A 14,481-nucleotide genomic window follows, 5' to 3' on the forward strand; every position below is an offset into this window, starting at 1 on the left:
TCAACGCGGGCGGCGAACCGGGTCGTACAGGCTTCCTCGTCAGCGAACCTGGCCGCTCTTCGGCCCGATGCCCTTGTTGCCGGCCGGGGTTCCCTCCGGGGCGAACGAGTGGTGGAAGGTGAAGGCGTGCGGCGCGGAGCCGTGGTCGTGCAGGTGCTCCAGCCGGGAAACCCCGTCCTGCCAGGTGGGTGTCGCGCCGTCGGACACCCACCAGATCACGTGATTCGGTTGCCCTGTCCTCTCGAACCAGTCGTAGCGCCTGTTCAGCGCCGCACGGTGCAGACCGGTGTAGACGGCGTCGAAGGCGGAGCGCAGGTCGGTCCAGAGCGAGAGGGTCGCGGCGAGGGCGGTGGTTTCCACGGTACGGCCCTTGTCGTACCAGGCCGGTACGGCGAACTCGCCCCACGCACCCCAGTCCGCCCCGAACAGCTCGCCCCGGTCACCGTCCGCCGTTTCGGCACGGGCGAGGTAACCGGGGTGCTGAGCGATCTCCCGGTAGACGGTCTCGCCTATGGCGTAGAACTCGCTCGTGGAAGGCGCCGGATCGCTGAGGGGTGACTTCAGGACGCCGAAGGTGTACAGCGCGAGATGGGGCATGCGTCTCTCCCTGGTTGCGGGCGCCTGGTGCGGACCCGGATCGGTGGCTTGCGCCGGGGGCGAGGATGCGAGGGGCGTGAGCGACTCGTCCCGTCGCGGGTGGCTCGGTGGGGGAACTCCGGTGCGGCCGTGGGCGGTTGCCGAAGACCAGGTGAAGGTAGCCGCCTTCGCGGGCCCTGTCGACGTTGCGTTTTTCCCGTCCACGTGGCCTCGCCCACCGCACCCGTCGCGGCAACCAGGTGTCCCAGGGAGAGGGGCGCCGCGCGTGTCCGGTGTGTCCGGCGTAGCGGCTGCGGCGCCTGACGGAACGGCTGGGCGGCCGCGGCACCCGCCGTCTGCGGGACGAGTTCGAACGCCGCAACCGTGAGCAGGCGGACCTCGCGGACACCAAGAGCGGTCTGCGTCCGCCGGCGTGAGAACCAAGCCGGCCCCCGACACCTGCCCGCGAGCCCTCACGCGCGCACCGTCGCCCGGCTCCACAGGTCCACTCTCACCGCCGCCGAACTCGGCCCGCGCGATGGACCACCCGGCTGCGGGCACCCTCTGGGCAGCCCCGGGCGACCTCGGCCTCGGTGAGCTGCTCGGGGGTGTGGACGGGGATGCCCGTGAGGCGGGAACTCAACCGCAGTCCCGGATCGAGCGGCACCGTCACGGCAAGTGTGCCGGTGCCGTAGAGGCCGGTGAGTGCCACGTCGAGCGCTCCGTCGGCGAAGGACACCTCCACCCGGGCCAGGCCCAGCCGTGCGGAGCGTGCCGGCAACGGTCTGCCCCGGGGACCCGCGTAACGCCGGTCCTCACCACCTCGCCCCCGACCCCCGGGGCACCGCGGAAGCGGTGGCCGTGAGCACGGCGGAGTCGCGCCACTCGACGGGGGAGACGCCGTAGGCGGCGCGGAACACCCGGCTGAAGTGCGAGGCGCTCGTGAACCCCCAGCGGTGGGCCACCGCGGCGACCGTGAGCCGCGCCGACCGGCGGGCCAGGTCGCGTCGGCAGTGTTCCAGTCTGCGCTTCTGTATCCACCGGCTGACGGTGATGTCCTCCGGCTCGAACAGCTTGTGCAGGTAGCGGACGGAGATGTGGTGGGCCCGGGCGATGGCGTCCGGCGTCAGCTCCCGGTCCGACAGGTGCTGCTCGATGTAGGCCCGGATGCGCAGCAGCGACATACGAGCGGCAGCCGGGGTGTCCGCGGAGGATCTGCCGAGTCGTTCCTCGGCCAGGGTCTGCACCATGTCCACGACGTTGCGGGCGAGCGACTCACCCGTCCGCTGCGGATACGTCGCGGCGGTCTCCACGAGCCGGGACAGCAACGGCGTCAGCAACCCGCCGAGCGCCGACTCGCCTCCGAGCGGCGCGGCCGTGATCCGCTGCAGGTCGGACTCGTCCAGCTCCAGGACGTGCCGTGGCAGGACGAGGGACTTCGTCTGGAACGGCTGGGGGAAGGTCAGCCGCAGCGGGCGCGCCCTGTCGTAGACGAAGAGCGCCCCCGACCCCACGTGCACGTCGCGCTCGTCCTGCTCGACCCGGGCGTTCCCCCTGCTGAGCAGCATCACGACGACGTGGTTGTCGTCGGCGCTCCCGGCGATGAGGCGTCGGGTGCGGAGGGTCTGCATGGGGTCGCCCTCCACCGTGACGCCCCGGATGCGGCCCAGCGGTGACGTACGGACCGTGCCGGCGTACACCTCTTCGGGAACGCGGATGTCAACGGCTCCGAAGGTGCGGGACAGCGCCTCCCGCCAGTACGCCCGTCGGCGGTGGGCCGGCACCGAGTCCGTGGTGTGCAGGGTGGTTGATGGATCCGGCGACATGGACACCCCCGTCTTTCACCATGCTTTCTGCGGCACCCATGCTGTCAGCGCGAGCGGGGTCGTGGCATCGCGTGAATCAGTGAGACCAACGGTAAGAGAGGGGGTCCGCGAGTCGGAGACGGGCATACTGGATTGATCAATCCAGAAGGCGTACGGTGGGGCCATGGGACGCACCAGGGAGTTCGACGCCGAGCAGGCCGTCGACCGCGCGATGGACCTGTTCTGGCGCCGCGGCTACGCCGGCACATCCCTGCAGGACCTCCTCAGGGAACTGGCGATAGGCAGCGGCAGCCTCTACGCCGCGTTCGGATCGAAGGAGCAGCTCTACGTCAGGGCCCTGGAACGCTACTGCGCACTCCAGGCCGCGGCTCTCGTGGAAAGCCTGGAGAACGCGACCGAGATCCGGCCCGCGGTGCGCCGGGTCCTGACGGGCATGATCGAAGCGGACCTGGCCGACCCTTCCCGGGGCTGCCTCGTGGTCCACGCCGCCACCGAGCGCGGCGACGACCCCGCCACGGTGGAACGCGTCGCCGCCGCCCTGCGGCGCGTCGAGTCGGCCCTGGCGGAGGCACTGGAGCGAGCGCGGGCGCGCGGCGAACTGCCCGCCGACAAGAACCCCGTGGAACTGGCCCGCTTCCTGACCACCTTCGTCCAGGGACTCCGCGTCGTCGGCCAGGCGCGTCTCGGCCGGTCCTTCACGCAGGACGCCCTGGAGACGGCGCTGCGCGTCCTGGACTGAGCCCGGCCGCCCCCGCACCACCTCGGATCACTGTGGCGTCCGGCGCACCGCCGTGCCCACTCCCGCGCTGATACTTTAACAATCAATCCAGAAAAGGATGACGCCATGGACCTGCATCTGAAGGGCAAAGTCGCCGTCGTCACCGGGGCGAGCAAGGGCATCGGTCTGGCCGTCGTCGAGGCCATGAGCCGCGAGGGCGTCCGCGTCGTCGCCGGAAGCCGCAACTCCACCCCGGAACTCGACGCGCTGCGGGACACCTACGGCGTCACGGTCGTCCAGGTCGACCTCTCCACCGCCGAGGGAGCCGAGACCCTGGTCCGGCGCGCCGTGGAACAGCACGACCGGATCGACATCCTCGTCAACAACCTCGGCGCCGCGGAGCCGCGCGCCGGATTCCTCGAGGTCGACGACGCGGAGTGGCGACGGATCTTCGATCTGACCTTCTTCAGCGCCGTGCGCACCAGCCGGGCCGCGCTGCCCCACCTCATGAGGGCCGACGGCGCGGCGATCGTCAACATCAGCTCGATCAACGCACGGCTCCCCTTCCCGATGGTCGTGGACTACTCGGCCGCCAAGGCGGCGCTGACCAGCCTCAACAAGAGCCTGTCCGAGGAGTTCGCACCGCGCGGCGTCCGCGTCAACGCGATCTCCCCCGGACCGGTCCGCACGCCCTTCTGGACGGCGCCGGGCGGCTTCGCCGACGCCACGGCGCGGGCCGCCGGCACCACGGCCCAGGAGGCGCTCGACGTGCTGGTGCCGCAGAGCATGGGCATCAGCACGGGCCGGATCACCGAACCGCACGAAGTCGCCGACGTCGTCCTCTTCCTGGCCTCACCGCTGGCGGCCAACATCACCGGCGCCGAGGTCCTCGTCGACGGCGGGCAGACCAAGACGCTCTGAGGCATCGCCGACGCGAGGCCGACGGCGAGGGGAACGATCGTCCCATGCCCATGCGCATGCCCATGCCCGGGAACGCCGCAGCGGTCGGTTATGCCCACGCGGTACTGAACAGCGCGTATTCGAGCAGGTCGGGGGAGGCCCCGGACGGCCAGCCGTCCGTCGCCGCCGCCCGCCGGGCGGCCGCCTGCATGAAGGAGAGGTACACCCCGTAACGGTGGGCGGACCAGTCCGCATCCCTCCACACCCAGGCCGCGACCGAGCCGTCGGGGTCGTGGCCCGTGTCCCGGCCGACCACCTGGGCCAGGGACCGCAGGCGCCGGGCCAGGCGTTGATCCAGGATGAGGGGTTCGGGGCCGTCCGCCGGCCGCACCGTCTTGCCGGCGAAGTACAGGAACTTGGTGAAGAACGACGGTCCCAGCCAGCCGACCCGGCCCCGCAGCGCGGCGTAGGCCGCTTGCGCTCCGTGCTCGCTCAGCGCGGTCACCGCACCCGCCAGCACCCCGTCCAGGCCCTCGGCGGCCAGGATCAGGCGCAGGGTGGCCGGTCCGCTGCCCTTGGGAGAACCGCTCTTGCCCTTCCCCCACACATACGTGGCGACCAGAGCCTCGCGGAACGCCTCGCGCCGCAACGCGTCCGCGACCATCGACGCCACCTCCGCCCGGCTGACCCCGGCAGCACCACTGCGGGAAACCGGCGCCAGTGCCGCCGGCCAGGGCTCGATGCCTCTCCACCTGCTGGGGGCGTAGTCGACGGTGTGCGCGCCGGGCGTGGCGTCAGCGCACCTCGTCGCGTTCTCGCTCCACCAGACGCCCAGTGCCCGAAGAGCGGTGTCCGGCAGCGGACGCGCGGCCATCTCCCCGTCCACCGCGTCGGCGCGGTGTTGCCTGTTCACGTTCGGTCCCCCCGAGGTCCTTGCCCGAGCCGAACCCCGGCTCCTGGGGCAGGTCCTCCGGCTGGGCGTCCGGTGCCGCACGTACAGGATCCCTCAGGTCACCCGTGGTCGGCCAACGGCTTTCGGCGCCCGGAGCGCGTGCACGCCACCGTGGACGCCGACGCCGCTCAGGACACAGCCGTGCGCGTCACGGATAATGATCCGGACATCGAGGCACGCGGCGGCACGCGGGCGCGGTCCCGGACCGGTGAGAAGAGGACGTGGTGGTGCAGGTGGCGAGCGTCGACACCCGCGGGTTCTGGGAGCAGCTGCGGGCGATACCGGTGCCGGACGACGCTGAGTTCCTGTACGGGCCCGAGCCGGACGGCCGGCTTCGCGAACACAATCTCCGCCGCTACCACGAGCTGATGGCCGCCTCGATGGCCGGGGGCGGCCCGCGGGTGATGATGGTGGGCGAGGCACCCGGCTACCGGGGGCACACCGTGTCGGGCGTGCCCTTCACCAGCGTGCGGCAGCTGACGGCACGGCCGGGGCTCATCACCGGCGCTCCGCAGGGAGACGGATTCGCGGTGCCTGAGCACCCTGCCGCGAACTGGGAGCAGTCCTCCGGGATCGTCTGGCGGGCCCTGGCCGCGTGGCACGGACCGCTCCCGCTGATGTGGGCGGTCTACCCCAACCACCCGCACGAACCGGGCGACCCGGCAACCAACCGGGCACCCCGGGCGACCGAGGTGGCCGCCGGCACACCGATCGTGCTCGCCCTGGCGGAGGCGTTCGGCATCACGAGGTTCGTCGCGGTGGGCCGCAAGGCACAAGGCGCCCTCGCCCGCGCCGGCCTGGACGCGACCCCCGTCCGCCACCCCGCCCAGGGAGGCGCCCGTGCGTTCACCGAGCAGCTCGCCGCGTACAACGCCACTTCGGGCAGACAGCGCTGACCCTCGCGGTCACCGGTGACCGGTCACCGACACTGCCGGACCATTCCGGTTTGCGCGGTCTCCAGATGCGTGGTGTGGCATCACCGCTCCTCATGTGAGGAGGTGTGCGGCCATGCTTCGCGCCGGGCAACGCCGACACGCACACCTGCCTATTCGCTCAGCGGCCAGGTCGACGGTGTCATCGCGCTCATCGACGAACTGGGCATCAGCGACGCGGTGCTGTGCGTACGACGTCGGCAGCTTCACCGTCCAGACCATCGCGGTGAAGCGCCCGGACCTGGCGCACTCCCTGGTCATCGCGCCGCCGACCATGGGCGTCGGACGGCGGATCCCGGAGGAGAAGGCCGTCAACGCGTTCCTGCACCCCATCCTGTACAAGACCAGGCTGGTCGAGGACCTGATCGACGGGAAGCCGGAAGCCGTCCGCGCCGCACTGCGGGAGAACCTGGAGAGCTGGTCACCTCCCGGCTCACCCGCGGTCGACGTGCTCCTCGACCACCTCACCGAGAACCACTCGGAACCGGGCGCGTTCGGGGCCGGACAGCGACGCGCTCTTCCCCACGGAATGGAACGACACGCTGGACGACTACTACAGCGACTACGAGCTGCACATCATGGAGAACACGGGGCATTTCACCCCCGTCGACTCTCCGGAGACCTGGGCGGAGCGCATCCGCAAGCACGTGGCAAAAGCCGCGAAGTAGCAGGGAGCCGGCCGGCCGGGCAGGCGCTTGGACACTTACGACCGCCGCCCCGCCAGGGCGTCCAAGCTGCCTGCCGGGAGTCTCGCCGGGGTGGCGGGGCGGTCCACGCCGCTTCAGCCGGACGTGGGGCGCAGGACCAGGCAGAGGAAGCCGAAGGCGTCCCGGTAGACGCGCAGCCATTCGTCGCGGTGGGTGGTGGCCGCTGCGAGCGCCTGCGAACTGTCCGGATCGTCGGGATGGTCCAGGGCCCATGAGGCCAGCGCCCCCGTCCAGGCCCACTCGTAGTCGTCAAGCTCCCGGCGTGTGCTGATGTGCCCGTAGACGGGTGTCCACCCATCGGCGACGACGCGGTCCACGGTGGTCGGCAGGTCGGCGAGGTCCCCGAGCATCTCGACGGCTTCGGGGGAGGGCTCGTGCGCCCAGAATCCGTCACCGATCAGGACGCGCCCCCCGGGAGCGAGGTGCTTGCGTGCCGCCGTGAGGGTGGCGGGCAGGCCACCGAAGGCGTGCGTGGCTCCGACGCTGACCACCAGGTCGAACGCGTGGGAGGCGGCGAAGTCCGCGGCGTCCGCGTGGTGGAGGAGGAGGCGCTCGTGAACGCCCAGGGTGCGCGCGGTGTCACGAGCGTGCGCCAGCGAGCTCTCGGAGACGTCGACGCCCTCGGCCCGCGACCGCGGATGCGTGCTCAGGGCACGCACGAGCCACTCCCCGCCGCCGCAGCCGAGGTCGAGTATGCGCGCGTCGCCGCGTGGGATGCCGCGTTCCAGCAGTCGGCGTACCGAGTCGTCGTCGAGCGGGGCCGCAATCGGATGGTCCGCATGGGCAAGCCTGGAGATCTGTTCACGGTTCACTGGCGGAGCCTGACACGGGGAAGAGGCGGAACGCACCTGCTTTCCTCCGGGCCGGCCACACCGTCGGCGTGCGCCGGCCGATCTCCCGCGCACGCGGCAGGGACGGCGGACGACCGGCGATCCACGCGGCCATCCGGATGCGCAGCCTCGAGCCGGGGCCACGGTCGCGGCGCCCGGCCGGCAAGCCGGACGCCGCAACCGCGCACGTCAGGCCGGCGAGGTCGACGGCGAGGTATCCGCCCGGCCGAAGTGCCGGGCGAAGAAGCGGACCGCGCTGTCGGCCTCGAACCTGGGCAACTCCTTGTGCCTGCCCGAGTTCACGTGCAACGACTTCTCCTTCGAGGCGAAGGCGTCGAACAGCGCGAGACCCTCCTCGCGCGAGATGTGCTCGTCGTCCCACTGCAGGTCGAACTCGATCGGGATGGTGATCAGCTCGGCCTTCTCGGCCAGGACATCGGGCCAGTGCTGGCCGAAGACCGCGGCGGTGATCCTGGGTTCGATCGCCACGAACGGTATGCCGATCGCGGTTCCCATGTTGATGCCCCAGAAGCCGACCGGTCCGCCGGTGCCGATCTCCGGCAGGTCCTGGAGGGCGTCCAGGGTCGCCTGGTACTCCGGCACGGCGAGCCTGGCCAGGTGGTCGTTGTAGCGCACGACGATCGGGCCTTCCGGCTCGCCCGCCGCCCGCGCCCGGAACAGCTCGGCGATTTCCGCCTCGTCGTGCGCCGTGCGCGGCCGGTCGCCATGACCGGGCGCGTCGATGACGGCGACGTGGAAGCCGCAGCCGGTCACGAGGAGCCGGGCGCGGCCGGACATCGCCGGATGCTTCTTGTGGGTGCCGCCACCGTGGGCCATGAGGACCAGAGGTGCGCGATCGGCCGCGCCGGAAGCCGGCGACCAGAGAACGCCGGGTACGCCGCCCACCGTGAAGTCGCGTTCGGCCATGCCGTCCGACGACGACTCGGCGGTGAACTGCAGGGAGTGCATGAGTTGTTGCCCTTCGGGAGTGCCTTGTTGAGGAGCGCTCCCGGTGACACCTACGTCAACCGCAGGCCGTGACGGGAAGGAGGAGCACCCACGTCGATACTGCGTTCACGGGTCTCACCTCCTCGGGCGGTGTCACGGTCGGACGGAAACTACCAACCCGGTGATCACGCAGCAACCTCTTTTTCCCGTGGGGTCATCGGCACTCCGGACAGGCCCTGGACGCCGATGCCACTACGTCTCAGGCGTCAGCCCGTCGTGCCGGCCGTCCAGCGGGCCCGGTCGCCGGCGGCGAGTGTCCGCGGAGGGCTGCCCGCGGGCCTGCTGGAGCCCCACCCGGCGGCGCGCGCGGGACCGCCTTCCCGGCTACGCCGCCGGCCAGACCACCGCGGACGGCGTGATGCCCGGCGGCGTCCTCCGTCCGGCGGGCCGAATTCGTCCGACGAACGCGCCGACGGCCGGGCGGAGCGCCGGCGCCGAAGCCGCCCGGGAACTGCGCGCACTGCTCGCCACCGGAGGGGCCCGGGGTAACCTGCGCCCGTGAAGGCCTACCCCCTCTGGCACATCAGCCACCAGAACGAAGCCGGCCCCAACGACGAGACGATTCACCACGACGACGGGGGAGTGTTCCTCGACGAGCAGGACGGCGACGACGTCAAGCTGCTCGGCATCTACTCCTCCGAGGCCGCGGCCGAAGAGCGGATCCGCCGCGCGCGCCTTCTGCCGGGCTTCGCCGACGAGCCGGACTGCTTCCAGATCGGCGAGTACGACCTCGACGAGGACCACTGGACCGAGGGCTTCGTCCACGTGCCGGCCTAGCCCTCTTCGGCGAACGTCCATCCTCTGCGGGCGGACAGGTCGCCGAGGAACACGCAGACCAGGGCTTCTTCGGTTCCGGCGGCGGAACGAACAAAGCGCGGCGAGTGCGTGTGCGGCGTGGACGCTCGGTCCGGGACGCGTCGCGGGCCGGGTGCGAACCGTCCGGGTGCCGGCTGCGCCGAGGGGCCCGTCGATCCGGGGGCGCTCACCTGTCCCTGCGGCAATCGGCCTCCCGGCCGCGCCGTGTGTCATCTGCCGAACGCCTCCTTCCTGATGACGTCGAGCATGCGCGGGGTGCCCTGGGTGGTGCGCACGTCGAGGAAGGCACGTACATGCCCCTCGGTGACGGCCTCGCGGACCAGCGCGTGCGCCAGGTCGGCCCGGGAGGTGAACCGTCCCGGCAGCCGGGCGGGCGCCAGCCGGTAAGCGCTGACCCGGCCGGAGTCGAAGAGGCCGGCGGGCCGCAGGACCGTCCAGTCGTGGCCGCTGGCCCGCACGATGTCCTCCATGCGGCGCATGTCGTCGTAGACCGTGCGCCCGACGACCCGTACGAAGAACGGTTCGAGCACCCTGCGCAGGAAGAACCCCTCGCCGGGCGCCGGCACATCGAACAGCACGGTGGAGGTCACGCACACCAGCCGCCGCAGGCCGTGCCGGGTCATGGCCCGGGTGATGTGGCCGATGCCCGAGGAGTACACGGCGACCGGGGCCCGGCCGTACGGGACGCCCAGCGCGGAGATCACCGCGTCGTGCCCCGCGACGACACTCTCCACGGCCGCCGGATCCAGGACGTCGGCCTTCGCCACCCGCAGCCGGGGCGGGCCGGAAGGACGCGGGAGGTCGTCGGGGTGACGGGTCACGGCGGTGACGGTGTGGCCCTCGGCGGTCGCCTGCCTGACGACCTGCCGCCCGGTCGGCCCGTTCGCGCCGAACACGACGAGTCGCATGAACGTTCCCCCTCTTTGCTGTCGTTCCCTGAGCCCTGCTGCTGTCGCGAACCGGGAGGGCCCCCACGGCGGCAGGTGTGACAGGGACCGCACGGCATGAGACCTACGACACACACCGCGACGCCGATGTCACACTTCCCGGGGTCCGTCCCCTCCGGGTGGGGAGACGTCGTGAGGAGATGCCATGGCCGACAACGGGACGGACGCCGCGACCCAGACCTTCCTCGACCATCGCGAGCTGCTGTTCGCGGTGGCGTACAACATGCTGGGCACCGTCACCGACGCCGAGGACGTGCTCCAGGAGACCTGGCTGTCCTGGACGGCACGCACGGACGCGGGAAAGGCGGGGCGAGCACCCGAAGTCGAGCACCCGCGGGCTTACCTGGTGCGGATCACCGTACGGCAGGCGCTCGGCCGGCGGGCGCGGATCGCCCGGCGGCGCGAGACCTACGTCGGGCCGTGGCTGCCCGAACCCCTCCTCACGGACGTCCCGCCCGCCGAGGGCGCCGGTGAGGACGCCGCAGAGCACGCACTGCGCACCGAGTCGGTGTCCCTCGCCCTGCTGGTGGTCCTGGAGACCCTGACGCCGCTGGAGCGGGCGGTGTTCGTGCTGCACGAGGTGTTCGGCTACGCCCACACCGAGACCGCGGACATCCTCGGCCGCAGCCCCGCCGCCGTACGCCAGCTCGCGCACCGCGCCCGTGCCCACGTCCGCGCCCGCCGCCCCCGCTACCACGCGCACCCAAGGGTCCGGCGCCAGGCGACGCAACGGTTCCTGGCCGCGGCACTCGGCGGGGATCTGGGGGCCTTGCTGGAGATCCTGGCACCGCGGGCCACCTTGTGGACGGACGGCGGCGGCAAGGCACAGGCGGCGCCGCGGCCGATCCAGGGCCGGGACAAGGTGGCCCGGGCCGTGACCGGTTTCGCCGCGCGCCAGGCGGCGGGACTGGAGATCCAGCACCGGGACGTCAACGGGGACGCGGCCGTGGTCGTGTTCGCGGACGGCTCCCCGCGCGCGGTGATGGTCCTGGACCTCGACCCGGACGGTGAGCAGGTCCGCGAGGTCTACCTCGTCACCAACCCCGACAAGCTCTCGGCCCTCGACCCGGACGCCCCGCGCCCCAAGAGCTGAGGGCGGCGACCGGGGCCCGCGCCGCCGTCCGCGAACGACATCCCGGCAGCGGCGAGCCAGTCACCGGTGCCGCTGCCGCCTGGGGGCCCGCATCCCCCAACCCCGCCCCCGAGAGCTGCGCCGCCAACGTAGCCCGCCCGCGGGACCGGCCGACGGCGGCGGTCGCCCGGTCCGCCGGCCGGGGCCCCTTGTTGCGGGGCCCCGGCCCCGTGCCGGTAAGCCCACACGCCCGCGGAGCCCACCGACACAGCCCAGGCCGGATCCTCACCGACACCGACCCCAGGCCATCAGCCCGGTAAAGCACCCACTCCCAGGATCCATCGACGGCCCACCAGTTGCCGGCTGCCGACCGGGCGGATGCCACCACCAGGCGGGTGTCGGCATCGACGACGACCTGCACATTCGCCGCAGAAGGCCCTTCCGCGACCCGGTGAACGTCTCCACCCACCCGGCTCAGCCCTCACCACCCCACCCACGCATGAGTGCTCACCCGCGCCGCTGTCGTCGCCATGCCGCCTCCTCTCCGCGAGGCCGTGCGCCGGACCCGCCGGGAACGGTCCGTCGTACCCCCGTCATACGCTGCTGCTGTCGAGCAGACCGCGGCCGAGGGCGGTCGCCGAATGCAGGACGTACTTGCCGTCGCGACGGCTGACGACGAGGCCTCCTTCGCGCAGCACACTGATCTGGTAGCTTGCGCTGGGAACGGCGATGCCCAGCGTCCGCGCGATCTCCGTGGTCGTACGGCCGCAATGCCGGGCGACGTCCATCAGGACGGCGCAGCGCGTGCGGCCCAGCAGCCGTTCGAGCCGCTCCTCACTCGCGTCCAGCAGGCCGAGCGGTGCTTTGGCCACCGGATAGACCAGTACCGGGTCGAGGTTCGGGTCGGCCAGCGAAGTCGGCCTGCGCCAGCAGAAGTACGACGGCACGAGCAGCAGGCCGCGGCCTTGCAGATGCAGGTCGCGTGCCCTCGGGTAGTTCACCTCCAGCACGGGAGCCTTCCAATGGGCCCATGGCCGGAGCCCGTCGAAGAGGGCGCGTGTCCCGCCTTCGAGCAGAGCCTGCGAGCGCAGCGCGACATCGTTGCCCACCGCCGACCGTACGGGGCCCCAGTACGGTGCGAGCAGGGCACGGAAGGACGACTCGAAGGCCGCGGCGAGCGAGGCGACGAAGATGTGGCCGGAATCGGTCGGGCCCGTGGCCGAGCCAGGCATCGCGCGAGTCTTGGCGAACAGCAGCAGATCGCGCAGTAATCGTTCGCGGGGTGTGGCCCGTACCTGTTCCAGGCCCGCGGACAGCCCCTCTCCGGTGACGGGCGGCGTGAGAAAGTCCGGGATGTAACCGGTGGCGGGAATCAGGGACTTCGACAGCCGTACGGCGTGGTCGGCCTGCGCGTCGGCGAAAAGCCGGTCGACGACCGAGCGGCGCCAGCCGGCGAAGACGACGGGCTCCTGACGGGTGCTCAGTCGACGGACGGCGCAGACGAGTTCCCACAGGGGATCGGGTTGCTGGGCGATGCGGACGTTTTCCAGATCGCGGGCCGTGAAGTGGATTCGAAGCATCGAGTCGGTCACTCACAATGCGGTGGGGGGTACGGCACGGTGGTCGGTGTACCGTCAGTGAGACGACTGACTGCTGCGTATGGTTGTCGGCGCGAATAAGCCGCGGCGCAGGTGCGCCGCGGCCGTATTCCGTTGGGTGCGTGACCGCGCCTTTAGAAGGGGGCGCAGAAGCCGGGGTAGGCGCTGCAGGCGCGCAGATTCGGGTCCCAGCTCGTGTTGGAGCTGGAGAAGAACACCTCCGGCACCCAGCCCCAATTGCCGTTGTCCGCCTCGGTGAAGGCCCAGGCGTTGTTGCAGTAGCCGCTGGAGCAGAACTGCGCGTCCAGGGTGTCCCCGCGGAACCAGTTCGTGTTGGCGCTGTTGATGGTGCCGACGAGGGTGCTCGACCCGGGTGCCGACCGCACGCCGATGCTGCCGCCCCACAGACGGCAGTAGTTCACCTCGCCGGCGCCGTGGTGGGCGCCGGCGGAAATGTAGGAGTAGGTGACGTTGCACGCCGTGTCGTACTGCGCGCTCGACGGAGCGGCGGAGGCGGGGGCGGCGGTGGCGCCCAGGGCCGTGACGACGGCCGCGGCGGCGAACGCCGCGGCCAGGGACTTCGCTGTGTTCCTCACTGGTGTCTCCTTCAGGGTCGGTTTCGTCTCGGGATTCAGCCGGGCAGGGTGGTCATGCCGGGCCCTGCCCGGGCGGGCGTCTTGTCACGTCGCCCGATCCGGGCGGCGAGCGGGTGGAGGCGGTCGTCGGACGGGGGAACGTTCTCCCCTGGGCCGGGAAGAGCCCCCCGGCCGCCCCTGGCGGGCGGGCGCCGGGGCGGATGGCGGCGGCGGTGCCCGAGCCGTAGTCGGTCCGGAAGCCGCGCAGGCCGTGCGGGGCCTGGAAGCCCGGGACGTCGTCCGGGCAGAGAGCTTCCCCCTCGCAGGGGTAGCGACTGATCAGATGGATGAGCACCGTAGAGACCGCGCCGAGCCGTACGGCCACGGCGTCTCCGGTGCCCGGCACGGCTCTGCTCCATAGGCCAGCCGTTGGAGCCGACCGCTCCTGTGCGCGGCCGTACGCGGGACGCGCGTTCGGGAACGGCGGCCGGTGAGGTGAGGCCGGCCCGGCCAGCCGCTGTGGCGGCGGTGGCGAGCGCGGAGACGGCCCCGGCCGCGCACACGACTCGCGCGGCGGTGCGCGACAGCAGACGTCGGGGCACATGGTGCGGCCCCTGATGATCAGCGCATGGATGCAGGAGTCGCGGGCCCGGATGCCGGTGGCGGCGAAGAGCTGGCCCAGGCCGGTGCCGCTGTCGTCCTTCAGACCGGCCGCCACGGCGTCGTCCGCGGCCTTGTCGCCGATGTCGTACGCCCTGATCTCCCACGGCAGAGGGCCCTGGATGAGGGCCTGGCGCATGCGGTGCGTACGCGACAGGGGGGTTGTCAGCCAGTCCAGGTCCATCACCGCCTGGAACGACTGGGTGGTGGCACGGAGGCTGAGGGACAGCCCGCCGTCGCGGCCTCGTTCGGTCCCCCCGTGGTCCTGTTCCACCATCGTGTCGGCCATCGACGGCTCCCCCTCGCACCGAGCTCGGTCGGCTTGTCGGTGCGCGGCAAGCTTCCACGCCGTGCAAGAGGCCAG

Annotated in this window: 15 protein-coding genes; 5 read left to right on the forward strand and 10 right to left on the reverse strand. The window is 71.8% G+C overall.

Features of this window, described 5'->3' with window-relative positions; translation table 11 throughout:
- Positions 1–39 precede the first annotated feature (39 nt).
- From ACZ5DC_RS26295 to ACZ5DC_RS26305, 3 genes are all read right to left on the reverse strand, one after another.
- On the reverse strand, positions 40–597 hold the full coding sequence (locus ACZ5DC_RS26295; RefSeq protein WP_468656620.1) for a DUF3291 domain-containing protein: 558 nt from the start codon (positions 595–597) through the stop codon (positions 40–42).
- A gap of 490 nt (positions 598–1,087) precedes the next feature.
- Positions 1,088–1,357: a hypothetical protein gene (locus ACZ5DC_RS26300; RefSeq protein WP_468656622.1), complete on the reverse strand. Its 270-nt coding sequence runs from the start codon at positions 1,355–1,357 to the stop codon at positions 1,088–1,090.
- Positions 1,358–1,391: 34 nt separating this feature from the next.
- Positions 1,392–2,402, reverse strand: a complete 1,011-nt coding sequence (locus tag ACZ5DC_RS26305; protein WP_468656718.1) for a helix-turn-helix domain-containing protein — start codon at positions 2,400–2,402, stop codon at positions 1,392–1,394.
- 163 nt (positions 2,403–2,565) lie between these two features.
- Here ACZ5DC_RS26305 and ACZ5DC_RS26310 point away from each other — a divergent pair, with 163 nt between their 5' ends.
- Positions 2,566–3,141 (forward strand): TetR/AcrR family transcriptional regulator, encoded by a 576-nt coding sequence (locus ACZ5DC_RS26310; RefSeq protein WP_468656624.1) that lies wholly within the window; start codon positions 2,566–2,568, stop codon positions 3,139–3,141.
- Between the two features lie 105 nt (positions 3,142–3,246).
- Positions 3,247–4,041: an SDR family NAD(P)-dependent oxidoreductase gene (locus tag ACZ5DC_RS26315; protein ID WP_468656626.1), complete on the forward strand. Its 795-nt coding sequence runs from the start codon at positions 3,247–3,249 to the stop codon at positions 4,039–4,041.
- Between the two features lie 88 nt (positions 4,042–4,129).
- On the opposite strand, the gene ACZ5DC_RS26320 is transcribed toward ACZ5DC_RS26315, so the two are convergent.
- On the reverse strand, positions 4,130–4,933 hold the full coding sequence (locus tag ACZ5DC_RS26320) for an 8-oxoguanine DNA glycosylase OGG fold protein (protein WP_468656628.1): 804 nt from the start codon (positions 4,931–4,933) through the stop codon (positions 4,130–4,132).
- 260 nt (positions 4,934–5,193) lie between these two features.
- On the opposite strand from ACZ5DC_RS26320, the gene ACZ5DC_RS26325 reads away from it, so the two are divergent.
- Positions 5,194–5,868: a uracil-DNA glycosylase gene (locus tag ACZ5DC_RS26325; protein WP_468656630.1), complete on the forward strand. Its 675-nt coding sequence runs from the start codon at positions 5,194–5,196 to the stop codon at positions 5,866–5,868.
- Positions 5,869–6,685: 817 nt separating this feature from the next.
- Here ACZ5DC_RS26325 and ACZ5DC_RS26330 read toward each other — a convergent pair.
- Positions 6,686–7,423, reverse strand: a complete 738-nt coding sequence (locus ACZ5DC_RS26330) for an SAM-dependent methyltransferase (protein WP_468656632.1) — start codon at positions 7,421–7,423, stop codon at positions 6,686–6,688.
- 207 nt (positions 7,424–7,630) lie between these two features.
- A complete protein-coding gene (locus tag ACZ5DC_RS26335) occupies positions 7,631–8,410 on the reverse strand; it encodes an alpha/beta hydrolase family protein (RefSeq protein WP_468656634.1) in 780 nt (259 codons plus the stop codon).
- Positions 8,411–8,947: 537 nt separating this feature from the next.
- Between ACZ5DC_RS26335 and ACZ5DC_RS26340 the strand changes: the two genes are divergently transcribed.
- The gene (locus tag ACZ5DC_RS26340; protein WP_366752328.1) at positions 8,948–9,226 is read left to right on the forward strand and encodes a DUF7336 domain-containing protein; all 279 of its coding nucleotides are present in this window, start codon (positions 8,948–8,950) and stop codon (positions 9,224–9,226) included.
- 248 nt (positions 9,227–9,474) lie between these two features.
- On the opposite strand, the gene ACZ5DC_RS26345 is transcribed toward ACZ5DC_RS26340, so the two are convergent.
- Positions 9,475–10,173: an NAD(P)-dependent oxidoreductase gene (locus tag ACZ5DC_RS26345; protein WP_468656637.1), complete on the reverse strand. Its 699-nt coding sequence runs from the start codon at positions 10,171–10,173 to the stop codon at positions 9,475–9,477.
- A 184-nt stretch (positions 10,174–10,357) separates the two neighbouring features.
- Here ACZ5DC_RS26345 and sigJ point away from each other — a divergent pair, with 184 nt between their 5' ends.
- Positions 10,358–11,305: an RNA polymerase sigma factor SigJ gene (gene sigJ, locus ACZ5DC_RS26350; protein ID WP_468656639.1), complete on the forward strand. Its 948-nt coding sequence runs from the start codon at positions 10,358–10,360 to the stop codon at positions 11,303–11,305.
- Positions 11,306–11,877: 572 nt separating this feature from the next.
- Here the strand turns inward: sigJ and ACZ5DC_RS26355 are convergent.
- The 3 genes from ACZ5DC_RS26355 to ACZ5DC_RS26365 all read right to left on the reverse strand — a co-directional run bounded on the left by ACZ5DC_RS26355 (position 11,878) and on the right by ACZ5DC_RS26365 (position 14,406).
- Positions 11,878–12,876 carry an ArsR/SmtB family transcription factor gene (locus tag ACZ5DC_RS26355; RefSeq protein ID WP_468656641.1) on the reverse strand — a complete coding sequence of 333 codons (999 nt, stop codon included), beginning with the start codon at positions 12,874–12,876 and terminating at the stop codon, positions 11,878–11,880.
- A gap of 140 nt (positions 12,877–13,016) precedes the next feature.
- Positions 13,017–13,478 (reverse strand): hypothetical protein, encoded by a 462-nt coding sequence (locus ACZ5DC_RS26360; protein ID WP_468656643.1) that lies wholly within the window; start codon positions 13,476–13,478, stop codon positions 13,017–13,019.
- Between the two features lie 52 nt (positions 13,479–13,530).
- Positions 13,531–14,406: a hypothetical protein gene (locus ACZ5DC_RS26365; RefSeq protein WP_468656645.1), complete on the reverse strand. Its 876-nt coding sequence runs from the start codon at positions 14,404–14,406 to the stop codon at positions 13,531–13,533.
- Positions 14,407–14,481: the final 75 nt, after the last annotated feature.

This window comes from Streptomyces sp. NPDC031445 (genome assembly GCF_055581365.1).

Bases quoted from the DNA above. Each gene is read 5' to 3' on its own strand.
- ACZ5DC_RS26295 (WP_468656620.1), bottom strand. From the start codon at position 597: ATGCCCCATCTCGCGCTGTACACCTTCGGCGTCCTGAAGTCACCCCTC.
- ACZ5DC_RS26305 (WP_468656718.1), bottom strand. From the start codon at position 2,402: ATGTCGCCGGATCCATCAACCACCCTGCACACCACGGACTCGGTGCCG.
- ACZ5DC_RS26310 (WP_468656624.1), top strand. From the start codon at position 2,566: ATGGGACGCACCAGGGAGTTCGACGCCGAGCAGGCCGTCGACCGCGCG.
- ACZ5DC_RS26315 (WP_468656626.1), top strand. From the start codon at position 3,247: ATGGACCTGCATCTGAAGGGCAAAGTCGCCGTCGTCACCGGGGCGAGC.
- ACZ5DC_RS26335 (WP_468656634.1), bottom strand. From the start codon at position 8,410: ATGCACTCCCTGCAGTTCACCGCCGAGTCGTCGTCGGACGGCATGGCC.
- ACZ5DC_RS26345 (WP_468656637.1), bottom strand. From the start codon at position 10,173: ATGCGACTCGTCGTGTTCGGCGCGAACGGGCCGACCGGGCGGCAGGTC.
- sigJ (WP_468656639.1), top strand. From the start codon at position 10,358: ATGGCCGACAACGGGACGGACGCCGCGACCCAGACCTTCCTCGACCAT.
- ACZ5DC_RS26365 (WP_468656645.1), bottom strand. From the start codon at position 14,406: ATGGCCGACACGATGGTGGAACAGGACCACGGGGGGACCGAACGAGGC.